This window comes from Parasphingomonas zepuensis (genome assembly GCF_036663735.1).
GTDB lineage: Bacteria > Pseudomonadota > Alphaproteobacteria > Sphingomonadales > Sphingomonadaceae > Sphingomonas.
The window spans coordinates 527,942-554,317 of sequence record NZ_JAXOJO010000002.1; the positions used below are offsets into that span (position 1 = coordinate 527,942).

Here is a 26,376-nt window from a genome sequence, read left to right on the forward strand (position 1 = left end):
TTGATTCAGTCGCGTCCGGTGACCGCAATCGAGATTTCATAGGCACCGACCAAGGGGTCGTGATGCAGGCGTGATCGAAGCTGGCGGGAAAGGCCTTCCATCACTCGGCCATACCGTTCCTCGACCACTTCGCGCAGGGCATCGCCATCGACCAGGGCAGGGGAGTTGACCCGAAGCAATGCCCGGCCCTCCGTAGCGTCCGGCTTCACCGAGATGCGGATCTGCGCGGCGGGATTGAACGTCATCGCCAGCTCAACGATCTCGGTGATCAGGAAGGCAACTGCGACTGCCACATCCTGGCTGACCAGGAAGGGGTCGATATCGATCGCGATGCCGAGCTGAGTCGATCCCTCCGGTGCCGTCGCCCGGATATTCGACGCAAACTCGCCGATGACCGAGCGTAGCGACAGCCCGCGATTCTCCTCCAGTTCGGCGAAATGGTTGCGATGGACCACCGCGAGCGCATCGACACGACGCTGGATCGAGGAATAGGCAGCCGTGGCTTCCTTGCTGCGGGCGCCCCGGGCGTGGAAATTGATCAGGCTGGAAATCACCTGAAGGTTGTTCTTGACCCGATGATGGACTTCGCGCGTCAGCCGCGTCTGCCGCAATAGCCCTTCCGCCAGGCCGGCTTCGTGCGCCGCGACCGTCCGGCTGATCATGCGGAAGGTATCGCCAAGCTCGCGGATCTCCTGAGCAGGAAGCGATCGGACCTCGGCTGGATCGATCTCCTCGCCCGGAACATAGGCGGCGACACTGGTGCGCAACCGGCGCAGCGGCCTGATCAGCAACCGATCGACCACGAACCAGCCGATCCCGGCGGCGGCCGCCCACATCAGGATCGGTAGCAGCATAGCGATGATCAGGGGCGAGGTGATTGGCGCGCTGCGGACGCTCATCTGGAGCGTCAAACCGCCGATGCCCAGCGCCGTCCGCCGTGTTTCGCGACGTTCGAGGGCGCCGCGGGCGGGGAGCCGCATCAAGGTGAGAGCGTTACCGTCCACCAGCAGGGTGGCCTCATATGGCGGCGCGAAATCGCTCGGCTTGCTCGTTTCGGCAAGAAACGCTGCGGGGAAAAAAACGGCCGCAGTGGCGCCGCTGCCGCCTGCGATCGCCAGTCCGAGGCCCCGGCCCGGCGTGACCCGCGCCGCGATCGGATCGGCTTCGGTCGCCGAAGGTACAAGGTCTGGTGGGAAGTCGGCACCGCACAGCGCGCGCCCGCGGCCATCGCGGATGACGAAGCGGGTGCCGCTGGCCGATTGCTGCGCGAATATGCCCTGCGCCCGAGCGCAGCTCGGCGCGTCGCCCTGGTCCGTATTCAGCGCGTTGAGCGCGACGCGAAGCGCGGTCATGTCGCCGACCAGCTCGATCGCGAGCTTGCGGGCACTTTCAGCAGACGCCACGCGCAGCTGGGCACGGGCGCTCTCATCGGCGGTCTGGGTGGTTTTGAGTGACGCGAAAAAGGCGATGATCGCGAGCGGCAGCAATGCCGCGCTCAGGATCAGGAAGATCTTGGCACCGGTCGGGATACGCGCGACGAGGCTGGGGTGCCCTGCCGTGGCCACGGGCTCGGCAGTTGAATCCGCCATGGATGTGCTCAGTCGAGCTTGCCCAGAAGGTCGAGCATTTCGGGCGGAATCGCTTCGTCCACCGTCTTTTGATACACGGTACGCAGCGCGGCCCCCATATCACGGTCCTTGCTGTGGACCTTGGCCGCCTTTGTGGCCCGCGGTTTTTTTGAAGACTCGTCGCCCGAACGCAAAATCGTCCCCCCTGAGCATCCGGTGTTAGCCGGGCATGATCGAGAATCCCAGCCGAGGAAAACGGCAAGGCACGTCGTACATACAATCCACGACGAATGCATGAAACTAAAGATCGCGTCGATTGTTCCATGCCCTACGCGAAAAAGCCCGGCACACACGCTCGGGTTCCGGAAACGCGTTGCAAAGGCGGGGGGCTGCTTCCACAAGGACCCTCGCTTTTTCTTGGAGGAGACCCCGTCAGCCATGTCGCTTGGACAGCAGCTTGCCCCCCACCTTCCTTTCCTTCGCCGCTATGGCCGTGCGTTGACCGGCAGCCAGTCGCATGGCGACCGTTATGTCCGCGCCACGCTCGAAGCGATCGTCGCGGCGCCGACTGAATTCCCGCGCGACGTCGATCCGCGGCTTGGCCTGTACCGTATGTTCCAGGCGATCTGGGCATCGACCAACTATGATGAGACGCCCGAAAATTCGGGCGCCGATTCGGTTGCCAATCAGGAATCGATCGCGCGTGCCCGCCTCGCACGGATGACGCCATTGTCGCGCCAGGCGCTGCTGCTCACCGCGATGGAAGGTTTCACACCCGAAGACGCGGCGTATCTGATCGAGGTCGAGCCAAGCGAGGTCGACGCACTGGTCAACGAGGCGCTGGCCGAAATCGAGAAGCAGACGCGCGCGCGCGTGCTGATCATCGAGGACGAGCCGATCATCGCGATGGATATCGAGACGATCGTGCGCGACCTTGGCCATGACGTGACTGGAGTCGCCGTGACGCGCGACGAGGCCGTTGCGCTCGCGATGGAGGATCGCCCGGGCCTCGTGCTCGCCGACATCCAGCTTGCCGACGACAGCTCCGGGATCGACGCGGTGAAGGACATCCTGGCCGAGTTCCAGGTCCCGGTCATTTTCATCACTGCCTTCCCGGAGCGGCTGCTGACCGGTGAACGACCGGAGCCGACCTTCCTGATCACAAAGCCGTTCCAGCGCTCGACCGTGAAGGCCGCGATCAGCCAGGCATTGTTCTTCGATTCCGCCACTGTTCCCACGATCTGACGGGAACTTTGCCTGCCCCCCGGAAGTTGAGTTCCAACTGATACGGACCCAAAACAACTTTCGGGGGTTGTACGACCATGGCTGATCCACACGAAGAGACTCACCTTTCTGGTGAACAGGCACGTGCAGGCGCGACGCCACACATGACCCGCTATATCCTTGGAATATCGCTGGTCCTGGTGATCGTGATCTTCGCTTTCCTGCTGTACCGCTGATTCTCAGGTAGCTGAACAAAGCCGGGTGGTGATCCGCCCGGCTCCACCCCATATCCGCTAACCTGAACACGAAACGGATGTTGATGACCGACGCCATCGAGCATGATGATGAAGAAACGCCGGCCGAAGCGGTGGAGCACGTCGCTCTGTCCGATACCGAATTCAAGGCTCAGCTGGCCCAGGTGATCCCGCATCTGCGCGCTTTTGGTCGCTCGCTTTCGGGCAGCCGCGATCTTGCCGACGATCTGGTGCAGGAGACGCTGATGAAGGCGTGGGCCGCGCGCCTACGCTTTCAGGCTGGTACCAATATGCGGGCCTGGACGTTCATCATCCTCCGCAATCTCTATCTCTCACAGATGCGCCGCGCGCGCTTCAAGGGCGAGTGGGACGATCTCGTTGCCGATCGCCTGCTGGCTGCGCCAGCCAGCCAAGACCGGCATGTGGAGTTGGGCGACATGCAACGGGCGCTGCTCCACTTGCCGCAGCCCCAGCGGGAAGCCCTCATCCTAGTGGGGGCGGGTGGCTTCGCTTATGAAGAAGCGGCGGAAATCTGTGGTGTTGCAGTCGGTACGATCAAGAGCCGGGTAGCGCGTGGCCGTGTCGCGCTGGAAACCATCATGAATGACAATTCGCTGCCGTCGCGCCGCACCCACAGCAACGAACCTGGCATGACGGCGCTCGATACGATCATGGGAGAGGTCGAGGACCTGAGCCGGGAGCGCCGCTAGCAGCGGCCGCTCTCGCTCTCGGCGAGATCGATCTGGCGTAGCAATACGCCGAACTCGGCCGGTGCCGCGTCCTCACGCCCGAATGCAGCCTGCAAGGCAGCACTGATCACGTCGCTCGCTTGCGGCGCAACAACGACATATCCTTTATGGGATGTGTCCTTGGAGGGGGCGATATTGATCGACATGAATCAAGAACGAACGAGCGAGTCAATTCGTTGCTTGCAAAACCGTGTTAATTGCCGGGATTATACCCGGTTGTTGCATGGCTGATCCTTTGCCTGGCGAATTTGTCGAAGATGCGGTGCGCCGTGCGAGGGCGGAATCGCCCTTCCTGACGCTGTTGCTCGATCGCGAGCCGGCAGTCGCCGCGCAGCTCGATCAGGGCGTGCTTCCACCACTCTCGACAGTGACGATCGACGATCCGGCCATGCCGGTGATGCGGCGCTTGCGACTCGAGCGGCGGCGTCTGGCGCTGCTCGTCGCGGTGGGCGATCTGGCCGGAGCCTATGACCTGACTGCGGTAACCGCTGCTCTGTCGGGATTTGCCGACCGTGCGCTCCACACAGCGATCGTCGCGGCGATTGCCGAGCGCACGCCGGGAGCTGAGCCGCTCGGCTTCGCCGCGATCGCGCTCGGCAAGCAGGGCAGTCACGAGCTGAACTATTCGTCGGATATCGACCCGATCCTGCTGTTCGATCCAGCGACTCTGCCGTGCCGCCCGCGCGAGGAGCCCGACGAGGCGGCGGTGCGAATCGGGCGCCGCGTGGTGGAGATCCTGCAGGCGCGCGACGGTGACGGTTATGTGCTCCGCGTCGACCTGAGGCTGCGCCCGTCGCCCGAAGTGACGCCGATCGTACTGCCGATGGATGCGGCAATCTCCTATTATGAATCGCTGGCGCTGCCATGGGAACGCGCCGCGTTCATTCGGGGCAGGGCGGCGGCGGGCGATCTGGCGCTGGGCGGGCGGTTCCTGGAGACGATTCGGCCATTCATCTGGCGCCGAGCGCTCGATTTCGGCGCGATCGGCGAGATCAGGGGCATTTCCCGCCGGATTCGCGACCATCATTCGCGGGGCCAGGCGTTCGGTCCCGGCTTCGATCTGAAGCGCGGGCGCGGCGGCATTCGCGAGATTGAGTTCTTCGCCCAGATCCACCAGCTGATCCATGGTGGGCGCGATCCCTCGGTGCGGGTGCCGGCCACCCGCGACGCGCTCGCCCGGCTGGCCGAGTCAGGGTGGATTGCGCCTGCCGAGGCCGACGCCATGACGGAAGCCTACACGCTGTTCCGGACGATCGAGCACCGCGTGCAGATGATCGACGATCGCCAGACGCATCATCTGCCGACTGGTCCGGCGCTTGACGGCCTGGCGCGGCTACATGGGGTAGCCGATGGCGCGGTGCTGCTCGATCTGCTGCGTCCCCACGTCCTATCGACGGCGCGCGCCTATGATGCGCTCGATCCGGAGGATGAGGGGGCATTGTCACAGGATGCGGCCCAACTCGAGGTGCAACTGGCGGAGACCGGCTTCGCCGATCCGCCGGCGGCTGCGCGGCGGATCGAACAATGGCGTGCCGGTACGTATCCGGCATTGCGCAGCCCGGCCGCGCGCGAGGCGCTGGAGGCGGTGCTGCCGGGCCTGATCGAGGCATTGGGGAATGCACCGGACCCGCAGGGCGCGATCCTCCGCCTCGATGCCATGCTGGCGAAGCTGTCGAGTGCAATCAATTTCTTCCGCCTGCTGGAAGCGCGGCCGGCGCTGTCGCGGTTGCTGGGCGCGATCCTCAGCCATACGCCAACGCTTGCCGAGGCGCTCGGGCGGCGACCCGAATTGTTCGACGGTCTGATCGATGCGAGCGCGCTCGACCCGGTCGGCTCGGTCGATGCGATTGCCGACGAGATGCGCGGGGAGGCGGGGGACTATCAGGCCCGGCTAGATCATGTCCGCCGCGTCGTCGGCGAAAAGCGCTTCGCGCTGGGCACCCAGATCGTCGCGGGTGTCAGCGATCCGCTCGACGTGTCGGCCGGCTATGCCCGCGTGGCTGAAGCCGCGATCGTCGTGCTGGCCGAGGCGACGGTCGCTGAATTCACCGTGAAGCACGGGACGGTGGCGGACAGCGAACTCGTCATCCTGGCGCTGGGCCGGATGGGAGGCGGCGCCCTTACCCACGCCTCGGACCTTGACCTTGTCTATCTGTTCACCGGGGATTATATGGGTGAGTCCGATGGCGAAAAGCCATTGGGTGCAGTGCTTTATTACAATCGTCTCGCTCAGCGTGTCAGCGGTGCGCTGTCAGCGCCGACGGCCTCTGGGCCGCTTTACGACATCGATACCCGGCTTCGCCCCTCGGGCACGCAAGGGCCGCTCGTCGTCTCGCTCGATGGCTTCGCGCGCTACCAGCGCGAGGATGCCTGGACCTGGGAGCATATGGCGCTGACGCGGGCTCGGCCTGTTTACGGATCGCCGGGCGCACGCACCGCAACGCAGGGCGTAATCGACGCAGTTCTGTCGGGCGACCGGCCTGCCCGCGATATCGTGGCCGATGCGACCGGCATGCGTGCCGACATGGCCAGGCACAAACCACCGACGGGGCCGCTTGACGCAAAGCTGTCGCCCGGTGGGCTGGTCGACCTGGAGTTCGCGGTGCATGTCGTGCAGCTGACCCGGCATGCGGGCTTCCATCCGCATCTGGGCGCGGCGATCCGGGAACTGGTGGTCGCGGGGCTGGCACCGCCCGCAATCGCCGCCGCGCATGATTTCCTCACGCGCCTCCTGGTGACGTTGCGATTGGTAGCACCCGATGCCCAGCCGCCGGCGCCGGCTACGCGCGCCCTCATCGCCCGCGCGCTCGATGTCGCTGACTGGGATGCGGTGGTTGCGTCGTTCGCGGCGACCCGGCAGGAGGTGGCCGATTTCTGGGCCAGCGTGGCCGAACAGCCGAGACAGAGTGTGGGAGACGGATGATGGCGAAGCCGATCGAAGAGGGCGGGACACTTCCGGACGTCGCTCTGACGACGCCGGACGGCAGCACGATCAATCTGCGCGATTATGTCGGGAAGCCGCTGGTCCTTTATTTCTATCCAAAGGACGATACGACCGGCTGCACCCGCGAAGCGCAGGATTTCAGCCGGCTTTATGACGAGTTCAAGGCGCTGGGCGCCGAGGTGCTCGGCGTCTCGCGCGATGCCCCGGCCAAGCACCGCAGATTCATCGAAAAATACGACCTGACCGTGCCGCTCGCGACGGACGACAAAGACCTCGCGATGGAGGCGTTCGGCGTGTGGGTGGAGAAGTCGCTGTACGGCAAGACCTATATGGGGATCGACCGTTCGACCTGGCTGTTCGACCCGCGCGGAACGCTGGTGCGGGCGTGGCGCAAGGTGCGGGTTCCGGGCCACGCAAACGATGTACTAGAAGCCCTGAAGGACCTCAGCTGACCGGATATCGCACCATCGCGGCTGCTGTGCGGGAAGTGCTGGAGACCTCCGATCCGGCGGGGAAGGTGCGCGCCGCCCGATCGGTTGCGCGGGCTTGGCGACGCGGCGAACTGGCCTATGATTTCGATCTCGCCATGCCCGATCGCCCGGCGCGGCCGCCACGGCCCGAACTGCTGTTGCCCAGTCAGATGCCGCGACGCGGCAAAGGCGGGTCGGAACGCGGGCGAATCGCGCTGCTGCATGCGCTGGCGCATATCGAGTTCATCGCGATCGATCTGGCCTTTGATATGGCCGGGCGCTTCGGGGTGGGCTTCCCGCGCGCCTTTACCGATGACTGGATTGCCGTCGGCGCAGACGAGGCGATGCATTTCGCGCTGCTCGACCGGCGCCTGCGCGGGCTCGGCAGCCATTATGGCGCGATGCCCGCGCATGACGGCCTGTGGGAAGCGGCGCAGGCGACGGCGCATGATCCGCTTGCGCGTCTCGCGGTGGTGCCGATGGTGCTCGAAGCGCGCGGACTGGACGTGACGCCGGAGACGATCGTGCGGTTCCGGGCGGCACCGGACGAGGCGAGCGCGCGTATCCTGCAACGCATCTACACCGACGAAATCCGGCACGTCCGGGCCGGGACGAAATGGTTCGAATTTGCGTGTGCCGGCAAGGAGCTAATACCCGAATCACATTGGCGGTCGCTGGTCTCGCGCTACTTCCGGGGTCCCATTAAGCCGCCGTTCAACGACTCGGCGCGCGACTCAGCCGGTTTGACGCGAGAATATTACAGCGCGCTTGCCCCCTTCTGAAAAACTAGGTCAATTGCGACATGTCCAGGGCGTGGAGGGGCTGCGGCCAGGACAATTAGGGGCGGGCGCTGGGTTTCCGGCAATCGCATAACGGTCGCCGGGGATTGATGAGCAAAATTTCCATCGCGTCGAGCGCGCAATTTGTTGCGCAGCTTAAAACGCATTTCACCACCCGCGATTTCATCTTTCACGACGGTCGCGATCTGCGCCGCTTCAGCGTCGGGGGGCGCACCCAGGCGCTCATGGCCGGCGTTGCCGGGATCACCCTGTGCTTTTCAGCTTATGGCGTTGCGCAGGCAGCGGTCGGCGCGGTCGCGCTGAGCGGCATCGTCGATGCGCCGCTCTCGCCGGAAGCCAAGGTCGCGCAGATGCAGGCGAAGGTCGCGGCGATGCAGGCCGATGTCGAAACCATCAAGCAAGCCGCCAAGGCCCATGCCACTCGCGTCGAGCAGCGCCAGGCGCTGATTTCCGCCGTGATGTCGGGCAAGGGCGATCCGGGCGCGCTGGCGCTGACCGCGCCGTCGGTCAACAGCCATGCAGACCAGATCGCCGCCGAGGTGCTTGCCCCGCTCAAGAAGGTCGAGCAGCGTCAGATCGCCATGGCGGTCAAGGTGCGCCAGGCAGCAGAGCAGCGTTATGCGATGACCGTGGCGCATGTCCGCCGCCTGGGCATCACGCCAGAACGTTTTGCGGCACGGATGCCGGCGATGGGCGGGCCGTTCGAGGCAGCCGACAGCGTCGAGGCTGAAGCCGATCTTCGCGCTGACATGCAGTTCCGTTCGCTGTTCATGACCTGGAAGAAGCTCGATTCGCTCGAGCAGGGTGTGATCGCGATCCCGTCTGCCCAACCGGTGGAGCGTCTCGCCTTCACCAGCAATTACGGCGTTCGCGCCGATCCGTTCCGCGGCACCGCTGCGATGCACGCCGGCGTCGACATTCCGGGCCCGACGGGCACTCCTATCTATGCCACGGCTGACGGCATCATCGATCGTGCCGAGCGCTCGGGTGGGTACGGCAATCTGGTCGAGATCAACCACGGCAAGGGCATCCAGACCCGCTACGGCCACCTCTCCAAGATTCTTGTCGCTCCCTATACCCGGGTACGCCGCGGCCAGCTGATCGCGCTGATGGGGTCGACCGGACGCTCGACCGGCCCGCATCTTCATTACGAAGTCCGGATCGACGGCCATGCCGTGAACCCGATCCCCTTCCTCCAGACGGCGGATTATCTGCTCGCCGTCCAGGATCGTGCGCTGAAGACGACGCCGGCCTCGGTTGGCGGCCCGGCGGACTGATCGGTGGAACGACCGGGCATCGGTTGCCGATGATCCCGGGAACGCCTATCTGCCCGTAATGGCCACCGTTACAGCTTCAGAGATTGCGCTCACCGATTCCGCCGCCGCGCGCGTGGCGGCGATTGCGGGCAAGCAAGGCAAGCCCGCCATCCTGCGCCTTTCCGTCGACGGCGGCGGCTGCTCGGGGTTCCAGTATAAATTCGGCTTCGCCGATTCGATCGAGGCAGATGATGCCGTCGCCGAGAATCACGGCGTGAAGCTGGTCGTGGATTCCATCAGCCTCGATCTCGTGCGCGGCTCCGCTGTCGATTATGTCGAGGACCTCGGCGGCGCGGCGTTCAAGGTGACCAATCCCAACGCGGCATCCGGCTGTGGCTGCGGTTCGAGCTTCTCGGTCTGACGTTGCGGATCGTCACGTACAACGTCAACGGCATCAAGGCGCGCCTGCCGCGCCTGCTGGAGTATCTCGCAGAACAGGCGCCCGATGTGGTGTGTCTGCAGGAACTCAAATCGAGCGACGAGACCTTTCCAGAGGCCGAGATTCGGGCTGCAGGCTATGGCGCCGTGTGGCATGGTCAGAAGGGTTTCAACGGCGTTGCCGTGCTCGCCAAGGGGACCGATCCGGTAGAGCGGCATCGCGGGCTCGCCGGGGATCCGGATGACGAGCATAGCCGCTATCTGGAGGCCGAGGTCGATGGCGTGGTGATCGCGTCGATCTACCTGCCAAATGGCAATCCGCAGCCCGGGCCGAAATTCGACTATAAGCTGAAATGGATCGATCGCCTCGCGGATAGGGCGCGCGCGCTGCTTGCCGAGGAGCGCCCCGTCGTTCTGGCGGGAGACTATAACGTCATCCCCAATGACGATGACACCTTCTCCGTTCGTGCCATGGCCAATGACGCGCTGATGCAGCCGGAGAGCCGCGCGGGCTATCGCGGGCTGGCAGCGCAAGGCTGGACCGATGCGCTACGGACGCGGCATCCCAAGGGCGGCGTATGGACCTTCTGGGATTATCAGGCTGGTGCATGGCAGCGCGACGCGGGATTCCGCATCGATCACCTGCTCCTCAGCCCGCTGGCTGCCGACCGGCTCGCCGACGCCGGCGTCGACAAGGAATATCGCGGTCGCGAAAAGGCCAGCGACCACGCCCCGACCTGGATTCGGCTACGCTGACGCCAGGCGCGCGGAGCCTGGCCGACACCGGCGCGACGCTTCCCAACAGTTGGTGTGAAACGCCCGAAATCGGTCACCAAAACGGACGCTGACCTAAGGGTGATTCCTGTAAGCTATTGAAATAATACGATATCAGTGTTTGGCATGGGTAATGCAGTAGTACGCTTGCGGAGCAACCAGTGTTGATCCGTTGTAGCGGAGATATTCCATGACCAAGTCCCTTTTGTTCACCGTCGCAGGCGCCATGTTGGCCGCCGCCACCCCGATTGTGGCGACCGCATCGGATTCGACCAGCGCTCCGACGACGGGCGCCCCCGCGCCGGCACCGGTGGAGGCCAAGACCAAATATTGCATCATCGAAACGCCGACCGGCTCGCATGCCCGTAAAAAGACCTGCCTCACGCGCGAGGAGTGGCTCAATCGCGGACAGGACCCGACGAAGAAGTAAGTGTTTCCGGCCCTGGCCGGACCCGATCACAGTGTCTTCTGGTAGACCTCGTACGTCTTGTTGACCTTGCTCTCGATCGTTTCGGCGATCGAGCGCATCCCCTGGTTATCATCGAGGATCCAGCCGATCTCGCCGCGCGTCGAGCCGTATTTCGTGACCGCCGCGCGGCGAATATATTCGATCATCATGAAGGCCAGCTGGCTCGCCAGGCGCGAGGCCTGAAGCTCCTTCAGTACGCCCATCAGCGGGACGCGCATCGTCCGTACCTGGGGCTTGTGTAGCCATAGCAGCAGCTTGGCCCAGCCGAATGGCAGCAGCTTGCCGTTGAGCGGCTTTATCGCCTCGTTGAGGTCAGGCAGCGTGATCATGAAGGCGACCGGTTTGCCGTCGAGCTCGGCGATGCGGATCAGATCGTTGAACACGATCGGCTTCAACTTGACCCCGACATCGGCGATCTCCGGCGGCGTCAGCGGGACGAAGCCCCAATTGTCCGACCAGGCATCGTTGAGGATGTGTAGGATGATCGCGGCTTCCTCGTCGAACTTCGATTTGTCCACTTCGCGGATATTGATGCGCGGGTTGCGCTCCCCCGACTGGATGATCCGCTTCACGATCGGCGGGAATTCCTGCGTGATGTCGAGTTCATAGGTGTAGAGCGTCTTGGCGTGGGTATAGCCTGCCGCTTCGATCCATTCGCGGTATTCCGGCTTGGCATGGCCCATCATGACCGTCGGCGGATGATCATAGCCCTGGACTAGCAGGCCCGGATCTTCCCAGATCGACATGCTGATCGGCCCGAGCACGCGGGTCATGCCCTTGCCGCGGAGCCATTCCTCGGCGGTATCGATCAGCGCCTTCGCCGTGTCGGCGTCTTCAGCGTCGAACAGGCCGAACTGCCCGCAGCCCGGACCAAAGCCCTGTTCGGACGGCATGGTGAGCGCAAGCGTATCGATATGGGCCGAAATCCGCCCGACCACACGCCCGTCGCGCTCGGCGAGGAACAGTTGCGCCTCGGCATGGCTGAACCAGCCATTCTTCTCCGGGGTGATCAGCCCAAGCGCTTCGCCCTTCAGCGGCGGCACCCAGTTGGGATCGTCCTTGAAGAGCCGGAAGGGCAGGTCGACGAACTTCTTGCGATCGGCCTTGCTGCTGATCGGACGGATGGAAAGCGGATGAGCCAAGACGATGAGCCTCTCTATAACGCAACGCGCCCCTCCGTCCTCCGCTCCGACCTGTCAAGCGTCAGGCGCGTGCGGCACGGGGCCGACCCTGTTATGCCACCATATAGCCACTATCTATTGGCAATGCCTGACGCCATGAACACGCTAGCCTTTGATGGTCGCGCGACTGCGACGACCCCGACCTCCGCCCTGCGGGCAAGCGCTGAGCGCATCGCCGACGACAAGGCGATGCTACGCACCGCGGCCGATCTGACGCGGGATCTCAATGCGCCGCGGCCGGCAATCTACTGGGCCGACATGCTCGCTTCGGTCGCGATCGGCTATGCCGCGCTGGCCGCCGCGATCCTGCTCGCTCCGACCGGCCTGGCGATCGTGGCCGGCGTGGTGGCGATCCTGGCGCTGTACCGTGCCGGGAGTTTCATCCACGAGCTTACCCATATCAAACACGCGGCGGTGCCCGGCTTCCGCCTAGGCTGGAACGCGGTCGTGGGCATCCCGCTGATGGTGCCGTCCTTCATGTATGAGGGGGTGCATAACCTGCACCATGCGCGCACCCGCTATGGCACGGCGGAGGATCCCGAATATCTGCCGCTGGCGCTGATGAAATTCTGGACTCTGCCGCTGTTCGTCGTCGCGTCGCTGCTTGCGCCCGTCGCGCTGCTGGTGCGGTTCGCGGTCCTGGCGCCATTATCGGTCGTGTTCCCCGCGATGCGGAGCTGGCTCGACGCACGCTATTCGGGCCTGGCGATCAATCCGGCCTTTCGCCGCCGTGCGCCAGAAGGCGCGTTCCGGACTCAGTGGCGCCGGCTGGAGGCAGCGACGAGCCTGTGGGCGATCGCATTGCTGACGCTGGTCGCGACCGGCGTGGTGCCTCTGCGCGCGTTCGCGATCTTCCTGGCGGTCGTCTCGGGAGTCGCCATCCTCAACCAGGTGCGCACGCTGGTCGCGCATCTGTGGGAGAATGAAGGGGAGGCGATGACCGTCACGGCGCAATATCTCGACAGCGTCAACGTGCCGCCGCCCGCACTGCTGCCGGCGCTGTGGGCCCCGGTGGGCCTGCGCTATCATGCGCTCCATCACCTTCTGCCCGGTGTGCCCTATCACGCGCTTGGCGAAGCGCATCGGCGCCTGTCGGCAGCGCTCGACGCCCAGTCACCCTATCACAAGGGGAGCTATCCCGGGCTGCCGGGTCTGGTCAGCCGGCTCGTCCGCAGCACGATGGGTGCGCGTCCGAGCTGATTCACTCCTCGGTGCGGATCAGCACGGCTTCGCCAATCAGCAGGAACAGCAGGAACGGCGCCCATGCGGCGAGGAAGGGCGGGTAAGCGCCCAGATTGCCCATCGCCAGCGCGAAATTGTCGGCCACGAAATAGGTGAAGCCGAGCATCATCCCGATCACCGCGCGGACGAACAACTTGCCCGATCGTGCCAGTCCGAAAGCGGCGACCGCGCCCAGCAGCGGCATCAGCACCGAGGACAACGGCCCGGACAGCTTGTGCCACAGGGAGCCTTCCAGCGCCTTGGTCGGCCGCCCCGCATCGGACAGATCGGCGATCGCCGACTGAAGCGTGCCGAAGGACAATCCATCCGGATCGACCGATGAGAGCGTGAACTGGTCAGGCCGCACGCCCTTGGCGACGACAACCGAACCCAATTCCGTCACCTTGCCGCTCGCCACGTCGAAGCGCTTTGCCGGGCCGATCCGCCATCCGTCGCCCTCCCGCTTGCCGCGTGGGGCGCTGATGATTCCGGCAAGGTTGCCGCCGCGGCGATCGAACAGAGTGATGTTGCCGAGGGTCGCAGCGTCACCGCGCCCGCGGATCTGGCCGGCCTGGATGAGATCGTCGCCGTCACGCACCCATACGTTCGACCGGTCGCCGCGATCGATCTTGACCGGGGCATAATCGGCATCCTGCCAGCGATCGAGAGTCGCCGTCGCGCGCGCCACGATGCGATCGTTGAAGGTGAAGGAAATCACCGCGACGCCGAGGCTGGCGAGCAGCAGCGGCGCCAGCACCTGGTGGGCGGAAAGACCCGACGCCTTGAGCGCAACGATCTCGCTGTTCTGGTTCAGCGTCGTCAGGGTGATGATCGTGCCGAGCAGCACCGAGAAAGGCAGGAAGCGCGCGATGATCTCCGGCGTGCGCAGGCTGACATAGCGCCAGATCTCGGCATCGCCATTGCCGGGCTGCGCCAGGATCCTGCCGGATTCGCCCAGCAGATCGAGCGCCTGCAGTACAAGGACGAGCGCCGCGAGGATCGCGAAGGTGCGGATCAGGAACATCCGGCCCATGTAGAGCGATACGGTGCGCGACGGGAAAAGCTGCAGCGCGATCATGTTGTCGCCTCATCTTCCTTAGGGCGGGCACCGGGCAACCAGCGGGCGAACAGCTTGCCGGCCTTGGCGAACACGCGTTCGAGCGCGCCGATCGGCTGGCCGCCTGGGACATAGGCGATCGTGTAATACATCCAGAGGATCAGCCCCGCAAAAAGGGCGAAGGGCACCCATAGCGCGATCAACGGATCGATCTTGCCGAGGCCGCCCACCGCCTCCGCATATTGGTTCACCTTGTGATAGGTGACGAGCATCACGATCGAGAGGAACACACCGAGCGCCGAGGTCGAGCGCTTGGGCGGTACGCCGAGCGATAGCGCGAGTAGCGGGAGCAGCAGCATCGTCGCCACTTCCACCACCCGGAAGTGGAAGGCGGAACGGCTGGTGTCGCGCAATTCTTCTGGCGTGTTGTGGTTGCCGCCGATTCGCGCCAGTTCCGGCAGGGTCAGCTCGAGGTTTCGGCCGCCACGCTGACGGAAATTCTCGTATTTCGGGAGCGCGATCGGCAGGTCGTGCAGGCTGAAGGTGAGCACACGCGGCGTCGGCACACCGGGTTCGTTGCGCACCAGCGTGCCGTTGGTCAGCCGGAACACGATCTCGTCGGGATTGTCGGTCGCGAGGAACTGGCCGTGGTCTGCCGTGACCGCATAGTCGCCGCCCTTCTTGTCGACCATATGGACGAAGATGCCGGAAAGCCTGCGGCCCTGTTCCCGGCTCTGCTCGATCCGGATCGTCATCTTGTCGCCGAAATGCGTGAACTCGCCGACCTTGATCGAAGCGCCCAGGGCGCCGGTGCGCAACTCGAAGCGCAGCTTTTCGTAAGCGTAGCGTGCGTCGGGCTGGACGAAGCCGACAATCGCAAGGTTCACTATCGCAAGGCCGATCGCGTACATGAACGGCACGCGCAGCAGCCTTGTGTAGCTCATTCCCACCGCGCGGAGCACGTCGAGCTCCGAGGTGGTGGCGAGCTTGCGGAAGGCCAGCAGGATGCCGAGCATCAAGCCGATCGGAATGCCGAGCCCGAGATATTCGGGCAGCAGATTGGCCAGCATCTTCCAGACGACGGCGACCGGGCCGCCCTCGGTCGCGACGAAATCGAACAGTTTCAGCATGCGATCGAGCACCAGCAGCATCGCGGAGATGATGAGGGTCGAAAACAGCGGCACCGCGATCAGCCGGGCCATGTAGCGGTCGATTGATTTCATGGAGCTAGCGGCTGCGGCCTTTGCGATTGGGCAGGATCAAGATGCCCGGTCGGGCGGCTATATCGGGGGCGGAGGGCAACGTCAGCTACCAAATCACTCCGCGGCGATGCTGGTGGGCTGGCGCGTGCGCGCCATGGCGATGGCTGAAGCAATGGCGCGTTCGAGCGCGGCGATGGTGAAGGGCTTGCGCAGCACATGATATCCGCCGAATTCGCTCTCGCCGCCGGCCTCGCCGGCATAGCCGGTCACGAACAATACCGCGAGGTGGCCATGGCTGTCGGCCAGCGCAGCGATCATCTCTGGCCCGGTCTGCTGCGGCATCAGCACGTCGGACATGATCAGATCGATGCCGGGCGCCCGATCAAGCGTCGCGCGCGCGGTTAGCGGATTCTCGCAGGGGATCGGGCGATGACCCAATTCCCTCAGCGCACCCATCGTAGCGGCGAGCACGCGCGGATCGTCCTCGACGACCAGGATGTCCAGCGCCGCGGCGATCGCGGGTGCCGCCAGCTCTTCTTCCGGAACGGCCAGTTCGTTGATCTCGCCGTCGCGCGGCAGATAGAGGGTAACCGTGGTGCCTTTGCCGGGTGTCGAATCGATGCGGATTTCGCCATCGGCCTGCCGTACAAAGGCAAAAATCTGGCTGAGGCCAAGGCCGGTGCCCTTGCCAACAGGCTTGGTGGTGAAGAAGGGCTCGAATACGCGCTCGATCACCTCTGGCGTCATGCCGCAGCCGGTGTCGGTTACCGCGATCGTCACATAGTCGCCGGCCGGGCAGCCGCCGACTGCGTGCTCAGCCAAGGCCGCACCGCCGGTGGCGATCGTCAGACGACCGCGACCGTCCATCGCATCGCGCGCATTAACTGCGAGGTTGAGCAAGACATTTTCCAGCTGGTACCGGTCGGCGCGGACTTGCCACCCGGAAGCGGCGTCGCGCGCGACGACCGTGACTCCGTCGCCCAGTGTGCGATCGAGCAGGTCGGACATGCCGGCGACCAGTGCACCGGGCTCGATCGGTTCCAGCTTGAGCGCTTCCTCGCGCGAGAAGGCGAGAAGGCGGCGCGTCAGCGCGGCGGCGCGCGTGGCACCTTCAGTAGCGTTGTCGATATGGCGCGCGACCTGCACCCGATCGGCGATGTTGCGGCGTGCCAGTTCCAGCCCACCAAGAACGACAGAAAGCATATTGTTGAAATCATGGGCGATCCCGCCCGTAAGCTGACCGATCGCTTCCATCTTCTGAACCTGGCGGAGCCGCGCTTCCTTATCCACCAGTTCGGCCGTGGCGTGGGCGACGGCGATTTCGAGATCCTCGGCACGCAACCGCTCCGATTCCGCGGCGGCATTGGCCGCGGCGCGTTCGCCGAGTGCCCGCACCGTCAGCCAGCCCAGGGCTATGGTGCCGAGCACGAGCAGGATACCGAAACCGCCGAGTACGCGCGCCGCCCGGCTCGACTGCGCGACCGACCGCATCGCGTCGCCCGTGCGCTGATCGAGCAGATCGCGTTCGCTGGTGATGATCTGATCGAGGAGGCGATGGATCTGGCCCAGCGAGGCGGCATCACGGGCCTGGTAATAGCGCGCCAGGGCCTGATCGTTCTTGCGGTAGTTGGTGCTGAGCGCGATCAGCGCCAATTCCCGGCCGCGCACAGCATAGGCCTGGCGCAGCGCGTCGGTTAGCTGCTGCTGCGTCCGATTGTCTCCGGTCACGCGATCGAGGCGGTTGATCTGCTGTCCCGCTATCCGCCACTCGTCGGTAAAGCGGCGGCCGAGCAGCTTGTCGCCGCTGATGACGTAGCGCCCAAGCGATGCTTCGGATCCGGCGATGGTGCCAGACAAGGTGCGGGCGAGGATCATCACCTCATAGCTGTGCCGCTGCAGCCCGAGTGCGCGGTCGCGCTGGCGGTTCGCACTGTCCAGCGTCAGGATCAGAGCGACGAGCACCAGCGCACCCAGCAACGCCATCATGACCAGCATGATGGTGTGCCAGGCGCCTCCAGGCTCCCGCGGAGCCACGGCCTCGCCTTCGATTCCGCTCATTGGCGGCGTTTCTACCCGCAAGCGCGACTCGTGAAAAGCCGGCGCGTCGCGGTTCAGCGGATCGCGCCTGTGGCCTGTCCCGCCGTCCGGAACATCTCGATGATCGTCTCGATCTGCTCGGCGCTGTGTTCGGCGCAGACCGAGCAGCGGAGCAGATAGGTCCCCGCCGGCGTGGCGGGCGGGCGCGCCATGTTCACATAGAGGCCGCCCTCGAGCAGCGCCTGCCACATCGCGACAGCCTGGGTCTGATCTTCCAGCATGACCGCGACGATCGCCGATTCCGGCGTCTTGGTGCCGAGGGTGAAGCCCATTTCGGTCAGCCCGCCGTGCAGGCGCTTGCTGTTCTCCCACAGATGCGCGCGCTTGTTGTGCGCATGCATCAGTTTGCGGATCGAGGTTGCTGCGGTCGCGACCACCGAAGGCGGCAGCGACGCAGTGAAGATATAGGGGCGCGAGACGAAGCGCATGATCTCGAACTTGGGGTGGTTCGAGACGCAGAAGCCGCCAACCGTGCCGACGGATTTTGAGAAGGTGCCGACGACGAAATCGACCTGATCCTCGAGCCCCTGGTCCTCATAGACGCCGCGGCCATGCGGCCCGAAAAAGCCCATCGAGTGGGCTTCGTCGACCAGCACCATGGCGCCGTGCTTCTTCGCGACCGCGACCATTTCCTTGAGCGGTGCGACGTCGCCCATCATCGAATAGACGCCTTCGAGGACGACGAGCTTGCCCGGCTCCGGCGGCAGGCGCCCGAGCCGCTTGTCGAGATCGTCGACCGAATTGTGGCGGAAGCGCACCACTTCGGCATTGCCCATCGCGCAGCCGTCATAGATCGACGCATGGCTGTCGGCGTCGAGGATGATGTACTCGCCCTTGCCGGCCAGCGCGGAGATCATGCCGAGATTGGCCTGATAGCCCGTCGAGAAGACGATCGCCCCGGTCGTGCCGTAGAATTCGCGCAGCGCCGCCTCGACGTCGGCATGGCCGTGGAAAGTGCCGTTGAACACGCGGCTGCCATTGGTGCCGGAGCCATATCGGTCGAGCGCGTCCTTGCCGGCCTGGATGACGTCGGGATCGAACGTCATGCCCATATAATTATAGGTGCCGAGCAGGATCGTCTCCTTGCCCTTGATCACCGCGACGGTCGGCGACTTCACCTCGTCCATCACGATCGCGAAGGGATCACGCACGCCGGTGTCGAGCAATGCCTGGCGCTCGGCGATCAGCGGATCGAACTTGCTGAACAGGTCGCGCTCCGGCGCAATCACCGGCGGGTCGATCGGCAGGGCATCGGCGGTCTGGGCGGAATCAGTCATCGGTTCAGGCTTTCAGCTTCATCACCGCGTCGACGAGCTGCCCGACCGTCTCGATCTCGGCCTGCATGTTCATCGTGATGATGATCTCGAATTCGTCTTCGATCGCCGCGACGAAATCCATCACCGTCAGGCTGTCCCATTCCAGATCGCCCTGGAAGGTGGTCGCATCGGAGAGCGCGACGCCTTTCTTGTTGAACGGTTCGATCAGGCCGGTGACGGTGTCGAAAACTTGTGCGCGGTCGGTCAAGATGAATCCTCGAAGATTGGAGCTGAGACCTGCCAAGGAAATGCGGCGGCTTTCTGACGATCCTATAGCACCCCGTGACCGCGATGCCACCGCATGGTCACATTGAGTTTGGTAGCGGAGTGGATCGAATGCCGCTGAGCGGAAGGTGGCCGATTTTCCCTGTTAAGAGAAAATAACAGGGAATTTTCGTTCTTTTTGAGCGGATTCTCAGCCGATTCTTCATAAATAATCGTCGAATAACAGGCGTTTATTTGAAAATTCCCTGTTATCGAACAACAGAAAAATTCCGTTCCCGAGCGGGCGAGTGCGTATTCCGCGACCGGGAAATCGAGCGGCGTCACGGCGACTGGGGTCGGGCTGAGCATGGCGGGATGCTGGCGCGAAGACGTGCAGGATTGAATCGATCGGCGGTCATGAACGATTCTGACCACCCTGATGCGCGGCGGAAGAACATCGCCTGGCCCCGCCATGCTGGGCGGCCATTGTCCTGACCGCTCAGCCTTCGCGCGAATCCAGGCTCAGGGAGTTCCCGATCTAGAGCAGGCCGTTCGTGCGATACCAGGCGGCGGTCGCGACCAGGCCCTTTGCCGTCGGCACTTCCGCCTGCCATAGCGCGGGATCGGGCCGGCGCGCGGGATCGACCGTCCAGTCGGGATGCGAAAGATAGCCGACACGGTCCGCCGTCAGCTTGGCCTTCGACCCGCGCACCAGCCGGTCGCCCTTCGCCGCCAGCGACAGCAAGCCTTTCGGCAAGGCGAGGGGCAGCACGCGCTGGCCGACCGCGGCGCCGATCGCGCGGGCAAACGCATCGTGAGTCCAGCCGCCTTCGACTCCATCATCGGCCTCGAGGATCACGCGGCCGGGATCGGTCGCTGCCAGCACGAGCAGGAGGCGGGCGAAATCGCCGACCTCGATCACCGAGATCCTGCCCGGCGGCGGGAGCAGCGCGAGGCCGCGCTTCGCCAAGCGGAACATGTCGCGCATTTCCATGTCGCCGGGGCCGTAGATCGCGGTCGGCCGGACGATCGTCCAGTCGAGCGAGGATGCCTCGACCACATGTTCGGCGCCCGCTTTCGACCAGCCATAATCGGACAATGCCGGTTCGCGCGCGGCCAGCGAGGAGACGTGAACGAAACGGCGGACAGCCGCCGCGGTTGCGGCATCTACTATTGCCTGGGTTCCGGCGATGTTGCCGGCCGCAAAGCTGGCGCGATCGGGCGCATTGACGACGCCGGCGACATGGATCACGGCATCGGCGCCGCGCACCAGGCTGTCGAGCGCAGCAGGCGTATCGAGCGCTCCGGACACCCATGTCACGCCGGGAATGTCGGCTTGCGAACGGCGGGCGAGCGCGCGGACTTCATGGCCGGCCTGGACGGCGCGCCCGATCAGCGTCTTCCCGACGAATCCGGTGCCGCCGGTGATGGCGATCAGGGTCACAGCAACGCCATATGGTTCCGGTGGACCATCGCGGTGCGCGGCGCATAGCCGAGAATCGCGGCGAGGGCGTCGCTGCGTTTGCCGGTGATCAGCGCGGCGTCGGCGGCGTCATATTCGGCGAGGCCGCGTGCCAGCGGCTTGCCGTCCGGCCCGCAGATCGCGACGAGGTCGCCGCGCCGGAACTTGCCTTCGACCCGGATCGCGCCGGCGGCAAGCAGGCTCTTGCCACCGACCAGAGCGCGCGCCGCGCCGGCATCGATATGAATCTGGCCCTTGGCGGTGAGGCCGCCGGCCAGCCATGCCTTGCGCGCCGGCGCGGTCTTCTCGGCGACGAACACGGTGCCATGGGCGCTATCGGCAAAGGCAGCGAGGGGGTGGGGGACATGGCCGGAGACGATCGCGAGATGCGCACCGGCGGCGGTGGCGATCCGCGCCGCGGCGATCTTCGAGACCATGCCGCCCGATCCCATGCCGGAGCCGGAGCCGCCATCGGCCATCGCCTCGATCCGGGCATCGATGCGGTCGACGCGCGCGATCATCGTCGCATCCGGGTTGGTGGTCGGATTGGCGTCATACAGGCCGTCCACGTCCGATAGCAGGATCACGCCTTGCGCGCCCGCCGCCTGGCCGACGCGCGCGGCGAGCCGGTCATTGTCACCGAAGCGGATCTCGGCGGTCGCCACGCTGTCATTCTCGTTGATGACCGGCACGACACCGAGCGCAAGCAGGCGATTGAGCGTCGCGGCGGCGTTGAGATAGCGGCGGCGATCCTCGAGATCGTCGAGTGTTACCAGTATCTGCGCGGCGGTGAGCCCTTCGGCGCCGAGCAGTTCGGCCCAAACCTGGCTGAGCGCGATCTGGCCGGTCGCGGCGGCCGCCTGCGCGTCCTCGAGGCTCGCGCGGCCGCCCTTGGGCAGCTTCAGCCGCCGCGCGCCGAGCGCGATCGCGCCGGAGGAGACGACCGCTATCTCCTGGCCGGCTTTCGTCCGCGCGGCGATATCGGCGACGAGGCTGGTCAGCCATTCGCGCCGCACGGTGCCATCGGGGTCGACGAGCAGGGCCGAGCCGACCTTGACGATCAGCCGGGGACAGGCGCGCGGGGAGAACATCGTCACTGCCCCTTGCTCGACTTTGCCTGGCCCGTTTTCCCTCTCCCCCGAGGGGAGAGGGCGATCACAGCGGCGACCATTCGATTGCGTCCTCGGCACCGTCATCCTGCACGGGCGCGCCCGCGACAGGGCCGATCGCGTCGATCAGGCGATCCAGCACTGCCTCGATACCCGCACCGCCGGCGCCGGACATCGGCATCACTTCCGCCTTGCTCGCGCGCTTGAGCTTGGTGATGAGTTTCTTCACCTCGGCAGGCTCGAGCGCATCGATCTTGTTGAGCCCGATCACCTGCGGCTTGTCGACCAGCCCGGCGCCGTAAGCCTCAAGCTCCCCGCGCACGACACGATAGTTGCCGACCGGATCCTCCTCGGTCGCGTCGACCAGGTGGAGCAGAACCTTGCAGCGCTCGATATGGCCGAGGAAGCGGTCGCCGATCCCGGCACCATCGGCTGCGCCTTCGATCAGGCCGGGGATATCGGCGATGACGAATTCGCGATTGTGGCGGCTCACCACGCCCAATTGCGGGCGCACGGTGGTGAAGGGATAATCGCCGACCTTGGCCTTGGCGTTGGTCACGGCGTTGATGAAGGTCGATTTGCCGGCATTGGGCAGACCGACGAGCCCGGCATCGGCGAGCAGCTTGAGCCGCAACCACACCCAGGCCTCTTCATAGGGCCAGCCGGTGCCATGCTGGCGCGGCGTGCGGTTGGTCGATGTCTTGTAGCTGGCATTGCCGCGGCCGCCATCGCCCCCGCGCAGGAACACTTCGCGCTGGCCTGCCACCGTGAAGTCGGCAAGCACTTCCTCCTTGTCCTCGGACAGGATCTGGGTGCCGACGGGGACCTTGATGATGAGGTCCTCGCCGCCAGCGCCGGTCATGTTCGAGCCCGATCCGCCGGCGCCGCGCGGCGCGCGGAAATGCTGGGTGTAGCGGAAATCGATCAGCGTATTGAGGCCGGCCACGGCCTCGAAGATGATGTCGCCACCCTTGCCGCCATTGCCGCCGTTCGGGCCGCCATATTCGATGAACTTCTCACGCCGGAAGGCGACGGCGCCGGGGCCGCCCGCGCCCGAGCGGACGAAGATCTTTGCTTGGTCTAGAAAATGCATTGCCGCTCTCTAACGGAAAACGCGATTTTATCCAGCTTAGGCTTGCATCACACCGGTTCGGCGCGATGTGCCGCCATCAGCGCGTTCGCGGCGAGCTCCCGCGCCTTCTCGCGCGGCAGACCCAGCGCCTTCGCCATCGGCCCGCCGAGCAGCGCATCGCCGAGCGCCGTCAGCACCAGCTGGAGGGTTTCTTCATGGATCGAGGTGCCGCCGGGCGCATGATCCTCGGCCAGGTCGTCGACCAGCCGGTGGATCGCCTCGAGGATCGGATCGAGCGCATCCTGGTTGCCGGTCAGGATCATCCAGCTCGCCATCGCGCCGGCTCCCCGGGCAAAGGCATCGAATGTCATGTCGACCACTTCGCGCGGATTCTGGTCGGTCTGGCGCGCGCGTTTCGCAGCCTCGCCGATCTGCGTGGTGATGGAATCGGCCAGATGCTTGATCAGCGCGCGCTGCAGATCGGCGGCGGAGCCGAAATGATGGAGAAGATTCGCGTGGGTGCGGCCGATCCGCGCCGCGACGGCCTTCAGCGTGACCGCCTGAGGACCTTCCTCGACGAGCAGCGCACGCGCGGCCTCGATCGCGGCGTCGCGCGATGCTTCCGGGCTCAGGCGTTTTCGAATGATCGACACTAGTGCAAATACGGCCCCGGTTACCCGCTTGTAAGCGGTTTGTAACAGACCTGTTCGGCGGTTTCCGTAGCGAAAGCAACTGCTCCTGACGGTTGCATCACCACGCAGCGCGATTGGCTTTTTGCCTTGAAGCGATGCGGCCCGGAAAGCGGAGGGCCGGTGAGCCGGCCCTCCGCGCGCCGTTTACCAGGTCACGCCGACCCGGGCGTACAGATAGCGGCCGTTGAAGCCGAACGGCGAATAATAGGGAAAGCCGACCAGGCCGGTGCCGTTGAGCGTCGTTCCGCGCGACGAGGTGAGCTTCACATAGTCGGGATAGGTGTCGAACACGTTGTTCGCGCCCACCGCCAGGCTGACGTTGCGGATCACCTGATAGCGCGCCTCCAGATCGAAGATCGTATGGCGCCCGGTATGGATGTCGTCCTCCGCAAAGCCGTTGCTGCTCGGCTGAGTGACGTCGCCATAATAGGAGCCGCGCGCCGTCACGCCGAGATCGCCGAGCGACCAGTCGACCGTGCCGACGACCTTCGTGCGCGGCGTGCCCTGCTCGAACGAGATGATGCGCTGCCGGCTGAAGATCGGCAGCGTGACACTGGTCGCGCCGCTGGTGATCGTCGCCGGCGCGGGCGCGCGCGTAACCTTGATGTCGTTGAAATTGCCCGCCGCGGTCAGGTCGAAGGTGCCGATGCCGTCAGTCACCGCGCGGTAATGCGCGACCACGTCGATACCCTTGGTGGTCGAGCGGATGCCGTTGAGGAAGAAGCGCCCCGCCGTCACGCCATAGGGCTGCAACAGAGCCGCGACGACCGCACCGCTGAGATTCTCCGAAAGCGCGATCTGATCGCGAATCTTGATGCGATAGGCGTCAACCGACAGGTCGAACCCGCCCGAGCGCAGCACGATGCCGGCCGAGAGGTTGGTGGCCTTTTCCGGCCGCAGCGGCTTGCCGCCGAGCGCCGTACCGACCGCGCTGATCGAAGGGAACAGGCCGGTTTCGACGATGACGTTCGTGCTTGTCGGAGGGACCGTGGGAAGCGTTACCGTCGTCAGTACCGATGCAGTGGAGGTGAAATATTGCTGTTGCAACGAAGGCGCGCGGAAGCCGGTTGAGGCAGTGCCGCGGACCGCGATCCAGGGCGCGAATTCATAGCGGGCGCTGAACTTGCCGTTCACGGTCTCGCCGAAATCGGAGTAGCTTTCGCCGCGGACTGCAGCGCCAACAGTCAGCGCCTCGACCGGCTTGGCCTCGATATCGAGGTAGCCGGAGACGTTCGAACGGTGCACGTCGACCCGGTTCGATGGCTGGAAGCCCGGAAAGCCCTGAGCGCCCGATCCCAATGTCGACGGCGCCGGCGTCGGGAGGCTCGGGTTGCGGTCATAGGACGCCGGCTCGCCGGCCCCGATCTGGAAACCTTCGCGGCGATATTCCGCGCCCGTGGCAATGTTGATCGTGCCCTCGCCGAGCGGCAGTTCCTTTGAAACGTCGAGACCAGTGACGATCTGGTCGTAGGTCAGGCTGCCGTCATAGAATTCCCGCTGGGAGCTGGCGCCGTAGGTCGCGTTGCCGGAATTGCGCGTGTAGAAACTCAGCTTGTTCCGGCCGTAGGACAGGTTGAGATCGACCTTCCAGCCGGACACTTCACCCCGCAAGCCTTCGGTGAGCGTCACGTCCTCCGACTTGACGTTGATCAGCGGCGTAAAGCCGTCGGGATAGAGGGCGGCGAGGGCGGCGGCGCTGAGATTGTTGTCGGTGCCGCCATTGATCCGCGGCGTGGCCGCGCTGGTGCTGTCGCGGTGCTGGTAGCCGCCAAAGCCGTAAAGCTCCCAGCCGCTGTCGCCCAGGCCATAGCCGGCATTGGCATAGATGCTGTACTGCTCCACCTCCGGATCGCCGAACCGCGAGCGCACCCGGATCGGGGTCTTGCGTGGATCGAAATCGCCGCGGCTTGTAGCGTTGCGGTTCAGATATTCGGCGGACAGCGTCAGAAAGCCCTGCGATCCCAGGGCGAAACCCTGCCAGCCGGAAACGGTGACGGTCTCGCCGTCATGCTCGTTACGTTGGCCGCGCGCGGTCTGCACGTCGGTGATGTACTGGCCATAGGTGGCCGTCGCGCCGCCGCCGCTGCGGGCTTCGCGCAGGCGCAGATTGACCACGCCGGCGATCGCATCGGAGCCATATTGCGCTGCGGCGCCATCGCGCAGCACCTCGATGCGCTCGAGCGCGACTGACGGAATGGTGTTGAGATCGACCGCAGCCGAGCCGCGCCCGACCGAGCCGTTGGTGTTGAGCAACGCAGACGTATGAGCGCGGACGCCGTTGATCAGCACCAGCGTCTGATCCGGCGACAGGCCGCGGAGCGTGGCGGGACGAATCGAGTCGGTACCGTCCACAGCGGACGAACGCGGGAAGTCGATCGACGGCACTACGGCGGAAAGTGCGGCGCCCAATTCAGTCGTGCCCTGGCGCTGCAAGGTGGTGGCTGACAGCACGTCCACTGGTGCCGCGCTGTCGAAGCGCGAACGGCCGGCGGTGCGAGTGCCGGTGACGACGATATCGTCCTGACTCTCTGCCGCCGCGCCAGCCTCGGCGAGCGGAGCGGATTGCGGCGCTTCCTGCGCTGTAGCCAAGGGCGCGTGGGCGAGCGCGATGGTCGATGCGGCGATTGCCAGGGCGGATCGTGACGTCATTTCTGGAACCCTTTTATATATTTAGTGATCCGCGCGGCCTGGCCAACGGTCATGGTCGGATCGGGTTCTCGTTAATCTACTTATTGGATGGGAATTGAAGTGAAGAAAAGATTTGGGGGATTAAAGTCAGCCCCGAAATGACGGTCGCCCTCCCCGCGGGAAAGGGCG

26 protein-coding genes are annotated in these 26,376 nt (G+C 65.0%); 11 read left to right on the forward strand and 15 right to left on the reverse strand.

What is annotated here, in order from left to right; genetic code table 11:
• Nucleotides 1–5 precede the first annotated feature (5 nt).
• On the reverse strand, nucleotides 6–1,589 hold the full coding sequence (locus tag U1769_RS08820) for a sensor histidine kinase (protein WP_332714808.1): 1,584 nt from the start codon (nucleotides 1,587–1,589) through the stop codon (nucleotides 6–8).
• 8 nt (nucleotides 1,590–1,597) lie between these two features.
• Nucleotides 1,598–2,008: a hypothetical protein gene (locus U1769_RS08825; protein ID WP_332714810.1), complete on the reverse strand. Its 411-nt coding sequence runs from the start codon at nucleotides 2,006–2,008 to the stop codon at nucleotides 1,598–1,600.
• On the opposite strand from U1769_RS08825, the gene U1769_RS08830 reads away from it, so the two are divergent.
• The 3 genes from U1769_RS08830 (at nucleotide 2,007) to U1769_RS08840 (ending at nucleotide 3,756) form a co-directional block, all read left to right on the forward strand.
• Nucleotides 2,007–2,813 carry a response regulator gene (locus U1769_RS08830; protein ID WP_332714812.1) on the forward strand — a complete coding sequence of 269 codons (807 nt, stop codon included), beginning with the start codon at nucleotides 2,007–2,009 and terminating at the stop codon, nucleotides 2,811–2,813. The genes U1769_RS08825 and U1769_RS08830 overlap by 2 nt on opposite strands.
• A gap of 77 nt (nucleotides 2,814–2,890) precedes the next feature.
• A complete protein-coding gene (locus U1769_RS08835) occupies nucleotides 2,891–3,028 on the forward strand; it encodes a hypothetical protein (RefSeq protein WP_332714814.1) in 138 nt (45 codons plus the stop codon).
• 83 nt (nucleotides 3,029–3,111) lie between these two features.
• A complete protein-coding gene (locus U1769_RS08840; RefSeq protein ID WP_332714816.1) occupies nucleotides 3,112–3,756 on the forward strand; it encodes a sigma-70 family RNA polymerase sigma factor in 645 nt (214 codons plus the stop codon).
• On the opposite strand, the gene U1769_RS08845 is transcribed toward U1769_RS08840, so the two are convergent.
• A complete protein-coding gene (locus U1769_RS08845; RefSeq protein WP_332714818.1) occupies nucleotides 3,753–3,941 on the reverse strand; it encodes a hypothetical protein in 189 nt (62 codons plus the stop codon). The two genes, U1769_RS08840 and U1769_RS08845, sit on opposite strands and share 4 nt — an antisense overlap.
• Nucleotides 3,942–4,018: 77 nt before the next feature.
• Here U1769_RS08845 and U1769_RS08850 point away from each other — a divergent pair, with 77 nt between their 5' ends.
• From U1769_RS08850 to U1769_RS08880, 7 genes are all read left to right on the forward strand, one after another.
• Nucleotides 4,019–6,718: a bifunctional [glutamine synthetase] adenylyltransferase/[glutamine synthetase]-adenylyl-L-tyrosine phosphorylase gene (locus tag U1769_RS08850; RefSeq protein WP_332714820.1), complete on the forward strand. Its 2,700-nt coding sequence runs from the start codon at nucleotides 4,019–4,021 to the stop codon at nucleotides 6,716–6,718.
• Nucleotides 6,718–7,191 (forward strand): peroxiredoxin, encoded by a 474-nt coding sequence (locus U1769_RS08855; RefSeq protein WP_443030307.1) that lies wholly within the window; start codon nucleotides 6,718–6,720, stop codon nucleotides 7,189–7,191. Before U1769_RS08850 ends, U1769_RS08855 begins: the two co-directional genes overlap by 1 nt.
• A 35-nt stretch (nucleotides 7,192–7,226) precedes the next feature.
• On the forward strand, nucleotides 7,227–7,991 hold the full coding sequence (locus U1769_RS08860; RefSeq protein ID WP_332715767.1) for a ferritin-like domain-containing protein: 765 nt from the start codon (nucleotides 7,227–7,229) through the stop codon (nucleotides 7,989–7,991).
• Nucleotides 7,992–8,098: 107 nt separating this feature from the next.
• Entirely contained in the window at nucleotides 8,099–9,286 is a 1,188-nt protein-coding gene (locus U1769_RS08865) for a peptidoglycan DD-metalloendopeptidase family protein (RefSeq protein WP_332714824.1), read from the forward strand.
• Between the two features lie 58 nt (nucleotides 9,287–9,344).
• Nucleotides 9,345–9,686 (forward strand): iron-sulfur cluster insertion protein ErpA, encoded by a 342-nt coding sequence (gene erpA, locus U1769_RS08870; protein WP_332714825.1) that lies wholly within the window; start codon nucleotides 9,345–9,347, stop codon nucleotides 9,684–9,686.
• A 2-nt stretch (nucleotides 9,687–9,688) separates the two neighbouring features.
• Nucleotides 9,689–10,459 carry an exodeoxyribonuclease III gene (xth, locus tag U1769_RS08875; RefSeq protein WP_332714826.1) on the forward strand — a complete coding sequence of 257 codons (771 nt, stop codon included), beginning with the start codon at nucleotides 9,689–9,691 and terminating at the stop codon, nucleotides 10,457–10,459.
• 208 nt (nucleotides 10,460–10,667) lie between these two features.
• A complete protein-coding gene (locus U1769_RS08880) occupies nucleotides 10,668–10,907 on the forward strand; it encodes a hypothetical protein (protein WP_332714828.1) in 240 nt (79 codons plus the stop codon).
• 26 nt (nucleotides 10,908–10,933) lie between these two features.
• Here the strand turns inward: U1769_RS08880 and U1769_RS08885 are convergent, their stop codons facing one another.
• Nucleotides 10,934–12,088, reverse strand: a complete 1,155-nt coding sequence (locus U1769_RS08885; RefSeq protein WP_332714830.1) for a GNAT family protein — start codon at nucleotides 12,086–12,088, stop codon at nucleotides 10,934–10,936.
• 123 nt (nucleotides 12,089–12,211) lie between these two features.
• Here U1769_RS08885 and U1769_RS08890 point away from each other — a divergent pair, with 123 nt between their 5' ends.
• Nucleotides 12,212–13,327: a fatty acid desaturase family protein gene (locus U1769_RS08890; protein ID WP_332714832.1), complete on the forward strand. Its 1,116-nt coding sequence runs from the start codon at nucleotides 12,212–12,214 to the stop codon at nucleotides 13,325–13,327.
• A 1-nt stretch (nucleotide 13,328) separates the two neighbouring features.
• Here U1769_RS08890 and lptG read toward each other — a convergent pair whose 3' ends face one another.
• From lptG to U1769_RS08945, 11 genes are all read right to left on the reverse strand, one after another.
• Nucleotides 13,329–14,426, reverse strand: coding sequence for an LPS export ABC transporter permease LptG (gene lptG, locus U1769_RS08895; protein ID WP_332714834.1), 1,098 nt, complete (start codon nucleotides 14,424–14,426; stop codon nucleotides 13,329–13,331).
• Nucleotides 14,423–15,628 (reverse strand): LPS export ABC transporter permease LptF, encoded by a 1,206-nt coding sequence (gene lptF, locus U1769_RS08900; protein WP_332714836.1) that lies wholly within the window; start codon nucleotides 15,626–15,628, stop codon nucleotides 14,423–14,425. The genes lptG and lptF overlap by 4 nt, the downstream gene beginning before the upstream one ends.
• Before the next feature lie 93 nt (nucleotides 15,629–15,721).
• Entirely contained in the window at nucleotides 15,722–17,665 is a 1,944-nt protein-coding gene (locus tag U1769_RS08905) for an ATP-binding protein (protein ID WP_332714838.1), read from the reverse strand.
• 53 nt (nucleotides 17,666–17,718) lie between these two features.
• Entirely contained in the window at nucleotides 17,719–18,981 is a 1,263-nt protein-coding gene (gene spt / locus U1769_RS08910; RefSeq protein ID WP_332714839.1) for a serine palmitoyltransferase, read from the reverse strand.
• A gap of 4 nt (nucleotides 18,982–18,985) precedes the next feature.
• Nucleotides 18,986–19,228, reverse strand: coding sequence for an acyl carrier protein (locus tag U1769_RS08915; protein WP_332714840.1), 243 nt, complete (start codon nucleotides 19,226–19,228; stop codon nucleotides 18,986–18,988).
• A gap of 62 nt (nucleotides 19,229–19,290) precedes the next feature.
• A complete protein-coding gene (locus tag U1769_RS08920) occupies nucleotides 19,291–19,593 on the reverse strand; it encodes a hypothetical protein (protein ID WP_332714842.1) in 303 nt (100 codons plus the stop codon).
• Between the two features lie 169 nt (nucleotides 19,594–19,762).
• Nucleotides 19,763–20,668, reverse strand: a complete 906-nt coding sequence (locus U1769_RS08925; RefSeq protein WP_332714844.1) for an NAD-dependent epimerase/dehydratase family protein — start codon at nucleotides 20,666–20,668, stop codon at nucleotides 19,763–19,765.
• On the reverse strand, nucleotides 20,665–21,777 hold the full coding sequence (gene proB / locus U1769_RS08930; protein ID WP_332715769.1) for a glutamate 5-kinase: 1,113 nt from the start codon (nucleotides 21,775–21,777) through the stop codon (nucleotides 20,665–20,667). The genes U1769_RS08925 and proB overlap by 4 nt, the downstream gene beginning before the upstream one ends.
• A gap of 64 nt (nucleotides 21,778–21,841) precedes the next feature.
• Complete coding sequence (gene obgE, locus U1769_RS08935) at nucleotides 21,842–22,888, reverse strand: GTPase ObgE (protein WP_332714846.1); 1,047 nt, start codon at nucleotides 22,886–22,888, stop codon at nucleotides 21,842–21,844.
• 47 nt (nucleotides 22,889–22,935) lie between these two features.
• On the reverse strand, nucleotides 22,936–23,520 hold the full coding sequence (locus tag U1769_RS08940) for a TetR/AcrR family transcriptional regulator (protein ID WP_332714847.1): 585 nt from the start codon (nucleotides 23,518–23,520) through the stop codon (nucleotides 22,936–22,938).
• A 183-nt stretch (nucleotides 23,521–23,703) separates the two neighbouring features.
• Complete coding sequence (locus U1769_RS08945; RefSeq protein ID WP_332714848.1) at nucleotides 23,704–26,208, reverse strand: TonB-dependent receptor plug domain-containing protein; 2,505 nt, start codon at nucleotides 26,206–26,208, stop codon at nucleotides 23,704–23,706.
• Nucleotides 26,209–26,376 lie beyond the last annotated feature (168 nt).

Excerpts from the sequence above, each read along its gene's own strand:
- U1769_RS08865 (WP_332714824.1), top strand. The coding sequence starts at position 8,099 with ATGAGCAAAATTTCCATCGCGTCGAGCGCGCAATTTGTTGCGCAGCTT.
- U1769_RS08945 (WP_332714848.1), bottom strand. The coding sequence starts at position 26,208 with ATGACGTCACGATCCGCCCTGGCAATCGCCGCATCGACCATCGCGCTC.
- lptG (WP_332714834.1), bottom strand. The coding sequence starts at position 14,426 with ATGATCGCGCTGCAGCTTTTCCCGTCGCGCACCGTATCGCTCTACATG.
- spt (WP_332714839.1), bottom strand. The coding sequence starts at position 18,981 with ATGACTGATTCCGCCCAGACCGCCGATGCCCTGCCGATCGACCCGCCG.
- U1769_RS08825 (WP_332714810.1), bottom strand. The coding sequence starts at position 2,008 with ATGGCTGACGGGGTCTCCTCCAAGAAAAAGCGAGGGTCCTTGTGGAAG.
- obgE (WP_332714846.1), bottom strand. The coding sequence starts at position 22,888 with ATGCATTTTCTAGACCAAGCAAAGATCTTCGTCCGCTCGGGCGCGGGC.
- U1769_RS08920 (WP_332714842.1), bottom strand. The coding sequence starts at position 19,593 with ATGCTCAGCCCGACCCCAGTCGCCGTGACGCCGCTCGATTTCCCGGTC.
- U1769_RS08850 (WP_332714820.1), top strand. The coding sequence starts at position 4,019 with ATGGCTGATCCTTTGCCTGGCGAATTTGTCGAAGATGCGGTGCGCCGT.
- U1769_RS08890 (WP_332714832.1), top strand. The coding sequence starts at position 12,212 with ATGCCTGACGCCATGAACACGCTAGCCTTTGATGGTCGCGCGACTGCG.
- U1769_RS08840 (WP_332714816.1), top strand. The coding sequence starts at position 3,112 with ATGACCGACGCCATCGAGCATGATGATGAAGAAACGCCGGCCGAAGCG.
- proB (WP_332715769.1), bottom strand. The coding sequence starts at position 21,777 with ATGTTCTCCCCGCGCGCCTGTCCCCGGCTGATCGTCAAGGTCGGCTCG.
- U1769_RS08855 (WP_443030307.1), top strand. The coding sequence starts at position 6,718 with ATGGCGAAGCCGATCGAAGAGGGCGGGACACTTCCGGACGTCGCTCTG.
- U1769_RS08820 (WP_332714808.1), bottom strand. The coding sequence starts at position 1,589 with ATGGCGGATTCAACTGCCGAGCCCGTGGCCACGGCAGGGCACCCCAGC.
- U1769_RS08845 (WP_332714818.1), bottom strand. The coding sequence starts at position 3,941 with ATGTCGATCAATATCGCCCCCTCCAAGGACACATCCCATAAAGGATAT.
- U1769_RS08835 (WP_332714814.1), top strand. The coding sequence starts at position 2,891 with ATGGCTGATCCACACGAAGAGACTCACCTTTCTGGTGAACAGGCACGT.
- U1769_RS08830 (WP_332714812.1), top strand. The coding sequence starts at position 2,007 with ATGTCGCTTGGACAGCAGCTTGCCCCCCACCTTCCTTTCCTTCGCCGC.
- lptF (WP_332714836.1), bottom strand. The coding sequence starts at position 15,628 with ATGAAATCAATCGACCGCTACATGGCCCGGCTGATCGCGGTGCCGCTG.
- U1769_RS08880 (WP_332714828.1), top strand. The coding sequence starts at position 10,668 with ATGACCAAGTCCCTTTTGTTCACCGTCGCAGGCGCCATGTTGGCCGCC.
- erpA (WP_332714825.1), top strand. The coding sequence starts at position 9,345 with ATGGCCACCGTTACAGCTTCAGAGATTGCGCTCACCGATTCCGCCGCC.
- U1769_RS08905 (WP_332714838.1), bottom strand. The coding sequence starts at position 17,665 with ATGAGCGGAATCGAAGGCGAGGCCGTGGCTCCGCGGGAGCCTGGAGGC.